The sequence below is a fragment of the Micromonospora sp. NPDC004336 genome (assembly GCF_053602615.1).
On sequence record NZ_JBSGDY010000259.1, the window covers coordinates 1 to 5,857 of the forward strand.

Genomic DNA, 5,857 nt, shown 5'->3' on the forward strand with positions numbered 1-5,857 from the left:
ATCCCGCCCCAGGAATCCGAGCGGGACCGCGCCATCCGCCAGCGCAGCGCCGGGTGCAGCCCGACGGGGACCAGCGACGCCTCGTGCCCCCAGTACGCAGGACGGCGCCGTCGGCTGGCTGCGCCGCTTCCTGAGCCGGGCCGGCTCCGGCTACCACCGCCGCCAGCTGCCGGAGCTGTACTCGCTCGTCCAGCGGATGGCCGACCGGCTGCGCGCCGAGCTGACCGACAGCGGCGAAACCCTCACCGTCCACGCGGATCTCGACCTGCTCGACCTGCTGCTCGCCCTCGACGTGCCGGTGACCCCGCCGAAGGAGCGCGAGACCCTCGACCTGGCCCGGTGGGCCGGGGCCGGGGGAGAGCGGGACCTGCTCGCCGTCGCCGGCGACGACCGGTTCACCGCGGCCCTGCGCCGGGGCCTCGACCAGCTCAACGACAACGTCTCCGCCCTGCGCCGGATGGCGGAGACGCCCGGCGTCCGCCCGCTGCTCACCGACTGGCTGCGGGCGCGGCTGCGCGACCGCTTCGCCGCCGGCCTGCCCTACCTGCCGGAGGCGGTGGACTGGTTGGGCAGGCTCCCGATCGAGGCGCTGCGCCTGGTGCCCGACGTGCTCGCCCTGCCCGGCGCCGACGAGCCGGGCGGCGACCTCGGGCAGGGCCTCGGCGGCGACCTCGCCGAGCGCGTCGCCCGCAGCCTGCGCGGCGGGCTCCTCGACGAGCTGGGCTGGCCGGACTGGGAGCAGGCCTGGCAGGAGGTGACCGCCGGGGACCCCCGGGTCGAGGTCGTCCAGGCGGAGGCCTGGCCGTACGTGATCCTGGGCGGGCCGACCACGGTGCGCGTCGTCGGCGCCGAGGGCATCGTGCTCCGCCACGACCTGCGCATCCCGGCCGGCGACATGTACGGCCAGCCCGGCTACCACTACGTCGACGGCCAGCTGCTGGTCTACTGGCGTTCCCAGGCGCTCGGCTACGACCTGCGCGGCTACTGGCACTCGTCGCCGGGGGAGCCGCAGCCGATGCGCGGCCGGCGTGGCAGCGAGCAGCGCGGCAAGGAGGTCACCCTGCCGCTGGCCGGCGGCGGGCGGACGACCGGTGGTGGCGTGCTGCACGTCGGTGACACCGCCGTCCCCGACGAGCTGCGGGTCATCACCGACGGCACCTCCTACTGGGTCTACCGGCACGGCGAGGACGACCGCGGCTTCGGCTGGCACGAGTACGACCCGGCGAGCGACACCCACGGCCGGCGCAGCCTGCCCCGGTTCCTGGCCGACGCCCCGGTCGACGGGGGCCGTCTCCGGGAGCCGGCCAGCTGGCTGCGGCCGGCCCTGTCCGACCGGGCCACCCCGGCCGCCGTACCGGTGGACGGCCTGCTCGGCTGGCGGGTGGTCACCCTGCCGGACGGCTCCGTACGCGGCGAGGACCTGGCCGGCCGCACCGTCACCGTGGCCGCCGGGCAGGAGCCGGTCGCGGCGCTGGTGCTGCCCGGCGACGACCGGCCCCGCGCCGTCCTCAGGGGCCTCGTCCTGGTCGACCCGGACGGGACGGTCTCGGCCGTCCCCGGGCCGCCCCACAGCCGGGACTACCACCGGCGCCGGCACCCGCTGCCGGACCAGAAGTTCCTCGGCCACCTGGTCCCCCGGGACCCGGCCGGCTCCGCCGCCCTGCGCCGGATCGACCGGGAGACCGTGGCCGCGCTGCTCAAGTTCGCCGTCGACCAGCGCCGCGCCGCCCTGGCCGAGGAGGCCGCCCGGGCCGCGACCCGGTCCGGGCTGACCGCGGCCACGCAGGCCGTCACGGGCCTTCCCGTCGCCGTCCCGGCGTCCCTGGCCGGCACCTCCGGCCCCGGTCCCGCCACCACCGACGAGGACGACCGGAACGCGCTGCTCGAGCTGGTCCGCGCGACGTTGCCGGCGATCAGCCACGACGCGGTGCTGGCCGCGGTGGCCGGGGCCCTGCGGCTGGCCGCCCGGGTGCGCACCGACCTGGACGCGGCCACCGAGCGGATCACCAAGTCCCTGTCCGCCCCGAAGCCGGTGGCGCCGGCGGTCGTCGTGACCGGGCCCAGCGACGAGCAACTCGCCACGGCGCTGGACGGCCTGCGCGGATCGCTGCGTTGGGGGCGCGGCTCGCACCACGTCTTCACCCAGTTCCAGGCGTTCGCCGCCCAGCAGCCGGTCGCCGACGGCAGCGGCCCGGGTGTGCGGCTGCACGTCGACGGGCCGTCGCTGCCGTTGGGGCCGGACTGGTGGTCCCTGCTCGGCGGCGTGGCGGCCGTCGCCTACCGGGCCGTCGCGGCGACCACCCCCGACGAGGACCGGGAGACGCTGCGCGACCTGCTCGCCGAGCTGGACCGGCTGCACCTGGGCGAGGCGGCCGAGCCGGCCCGGTGGCGCCGGTTCAGGCTGCACCTGCTCCACGACGAACTCCGGAAACCCGACGGCACCCGACGGTCCCCCCGGCCGGGCCTCCTGCCGCTGCCCGGCGGCGCGTTCATCGCCGTCCTCAGCTACAGCGGCTCGCACACCGGCTACTTCTTCGAGGCGCTCTACCACGACCCGGCCGGCGCGTTCGCCGTGCCCGAGCCGTACACGGTGGAGTCGTCGGCCCCCGTCGGTGACGAGCGCCCCGCCGGCTGGCTGGCCCGGTTCCGCACCGAGTGGGCCGCGCGCGGCCCACTGCCCTGGCGGCCGGAGGCGGCCGAGCGGTTCGCCGAGCTGACCGGCGTCACCCCCACCGCCGCGAAGCTGCTGCTGGCCGGCCTGCCGTACGCCGACTCGGCGAACACCGTGCCGGCCGAGCTGCGCAAGGCCCTCGGGATCAGGCAGGTCGGCGAGGTCAGGCTGGCCTTCGGGATGCTCAACGAGGCCCGCCCGCCGGTGCGGCGGGACGTGCTCTCGGCGCTGCTGCCCGACGACCCGGCCCGGCTGTGGACCGACGGTCCGGACGTGTCGGCCGCCGCGGCGGCCTGGAACGCGGCGGTGGGGCGGCGCGTGGCGGTGCCCGAGCAGTTGCTCGCCGACGCGGTGCGTTCGGTGCGCACCGGCTGGGAGCCGGCGAAGGCGTTGCCGGCGCTGCTCGCCCCGGCCCGGTCGGCCGAGCTGAGCACCGACCTGGCCTTCGCGGTCCGGGGCGACCGGGCCCGGCCGGTCGACGACCGCGCCCAGGGCTTCACCGGCGTGGTGCTGCGCTCCACGGTCGCCCTCGCGGCCTGGGTCGCCCACCACACGCCGGCCGGCGACCCGTGCCGGGCCGCGCTGCCGGCCGCGCTGGCCGCGGTCCGGGACCGGCTGGCCAACCCGGAGCTGCTGCTCGACCTCGACCGGTACGTCTCCCTGCCCGAGTTCCGCCAGGTGGCCGGCAACCCGTCGGAGACCGGCCCGGGCTGGGAGCGGTACGGCGCGATCGTGCTCTCCACCCACGACAGCCAGCCCTCGCCGGCGCTGCGGCCGCACCTGCTCGACGCCGACGGGACGGACCCGTACCTGCCGGCGCTGCGGCCGGACGCCGCCAAGCCGTACCCGACGGAGGTGGCGCTGCGCCTGGCCCGTGACCCGCGCTTCGCGGCGCTGCTCGGCGATCCGGGGCAGCCGCCCGGCGACGCCCCGGCCGCGGACGGGACCTGGTGGCCGCAGGATCCGAGCCGGTCGGTGCCCGACCTGGTCGCCGAGGTCGCCGACGAACACGGCCTGAGCGCCGACGCGGCGGCGGTGTACCTGATGCTGCTGGTCATGCCGGACCCGACCGACCGCGACACGGCGAAGTGGACCGGCTGGCGGCCGGCCCGGCTCAAGGCGGCCCGCGCCGAGCTTGCCGGCACCGACCTGGTGGTCGAGGCCAGCCGGTCCCGGGCCGGGCGGTCGCTGTTCCTGCCCGGCGCGTGGCTGGAGCGCGGCGGCGGGCAGGCGCCGATCGAGGGCTGGAAGGTGCCGCTGTTCGACCTCGCGCCCGACGGCACGGCCGGGCTCGGCGTGACCGTGCCGTTCGAGCCGGTCGCCGAGCTCTACCGGCGGGCCCGGCAACGCCTGCGCGACGGCGACCGGCCCCGGTTGCACGGCCCGCCCACCCGTGGCGCCCGCCGCTGACCCCGAACCCCTGACCGGCGGCGCTGGCGCCGCCACGAGCGTTACGGCCGTGGGGCGCCACCGCGCCCCCGGCCCCGTTCCCCACACCCCTTCGCACCAGAGAGATCGAGGAACCCCCGTGACCGTGACGGAAGACGTCCGCCCCACCGTGGCGCCCGAGACCGCCGCCCAGGTCCTCTCCGCCGAGCAGCGGTACGCCGACGAGCTGGCCTTCCTGGCCGCGTACGACGACGGGGCCAGGCCGCCCGGCTGGGCGCTGACCCCGCGCGCCGTGGTCACCTTCGTCCAGGGCAGCGACGGCGAGGCGTTGAAGCTGCCCGCCGGGCGGCGCACCGGGCCCGACGGCGCCGAGCTGCCGGCCAGCATGACCATCCCGGCGAAGTTCGTCGGCGAGCGGAGCCTGGTCGAGCGGTGCGTGGTCACCCTGGCCGGCGAGCGGGGCCTGCTGCTGGTCGGCGAGCCCGGTACCGCCAAGTCCATGCTCTCCGAGCTGCTGGCCGCCGCGGTCTGCGGCACCAGCGCCCTGACCGTGCAGGGCACCGCCGGCACCACCGAGGACGCGTTCCGGTACGGCTGGAACTACGCCCTGCTGCTCGCCCAGGGCCCGACCCCGCAGGCGCTGGTCGACTCGCCGGTGCTGACGGCGATGCGCACCGGCCGGGTGGTCCGGATCGAGGAGGTCACCCGCTGCCTGCCCGAGGTGCAGGACGCGCTGGTGTCCATCCTGTCCGATCGGCGGATGAACGTGCCGGAGCTGTCGGGCACCGAGGACGGCCTGATCCGCGCCGTGCCCGGCTTCACCGTGATCGCCACCGCCAACCTGCGCGACCGGGGCGTGTCGGAGATGTCGTCGGCCCTCAAGCGCCGGTTCAACTTCGAGACGATCCACCCGATCGCGGACGTCGAGACCGAGACCGACCTGGTCCGCCGGCAGGCCACCGCCGCCGTGCAGCGCGCCGGCGCGGCGTACACGGTCGACGACGCGGTGCTGGACGCCCTGGTCACCGTGTTCCGTGACCTGCGCTCCGGCCGGTCGGGCGAGGGCTGGGACGTGGAACGGCCCGGCACCGTGATGTCCACCGCCGAGGCGGTGCAGGTGGCGGTGTCGCTCGGCCTGGCCGCCGCGTACCTGCCCGGCGGGGACGCGCTCGACCTGGTGCCCGGGCACCTGCTCGGCGTGGTCCGCAAGGACGACCAGAACGACCACGCCCGCCTGCTCGGCTACTGGGACGGCCCGGTCCGCCGCCGGGCCGAGGACGGCTCGGCGATGTGGCGGCGACTCTGGGACCTGCGGGAGAGCCTGCGATGACGGCCCCTGCCAGCACGTTGCCCGGTGCGGCCCCGCCGGCGGTCGATCCGACGACGGCCGATCCGCGAGCCGTGGTCGACGCGCTCGCCGGTTCGGCCCGGCCGTACCTGATCGGGGTGCGGCACCACAGCCCGGCGCTGGCGGCGGTCGTTCCGGCGCTGCTGGACGCCGCCGGGGCCGAGGTGGTCTGCGTCGAGCTGCCGGCCGACTTCCAGCGCTGGCTGCCGCACCTGTCCGACCCGGCCGCCCGGGCCCCGCTGGCCCTGGTCGGCAGCCACGGCACCGACGGGCAGATGGGCTTCTACCCGTTCGCCGACTTCTCGCCGGAACTGGCCGCGATCCGCTGGGCCCGGCAGCGCGGCGTCGAGGTGGCTTCCGGTCGTAGCGCCTGGCGGATCGTCTCCCGGCTGTATCCGGTGACCCGCTGCAGGTCCACCGGCCGCCATCCGGCCGCGTGGAACGCCCGC

At 77.1% G+C, this 5,857-nt stretch carries 2 protein-coding genes and 1 pseudogene; all 3 read left to right on the plus strand.

Annotated elements, in window-relative coordinates; all coding sequences use genetic code 11:
• Positions 1 to 196: 196 nt before the first annotated feature.
• Positions 197 to 4,081, plus strand: a complete 3,885-nt coding sequence (locus tag ACWENR_RS29120) for a hypothetical protein (RefSeq protein ID WP_452280155.1) — start codon at positions 197 to 199, stop codon at positions 4,079 to 4,081.
• Positions 4,082 to 4,199: 118 nt separating this feature from the next.
• Positions 4,200 to 5,390, plus strand: a complete 1,191-nt coding sequence (locus ACWENR_RS29125) for an ATP-binding protein (RefSeq protein WP_452280156.1) — start codon at positions 4,200 to 4,202, stop codon at positions 5,388 to 5,390.
• Positions 5,387 to 5,704, plus strand: a pseudogene (locus ACWENR_RS29130) (DUF5682 family protein); the annotation flags it as partial. The gene ACWENR_RS29125 and the pseudogene ACWENR_RS29130, both read left to right, overlap by 4 nt.
• Positions 5,705 to 5,857: the final 153 nt, after the last annotated feature.

Bases quoted from the DNA above. Each gene is read 5' to 3' on its own strand.
- ACWENR_RS29120 (WP_452280155.1), top strand. From the start codon at position 197: ATGGCCGACCGGCTGCGCGCCGAGCTGACCGACAGCGGCGAAACCCTC.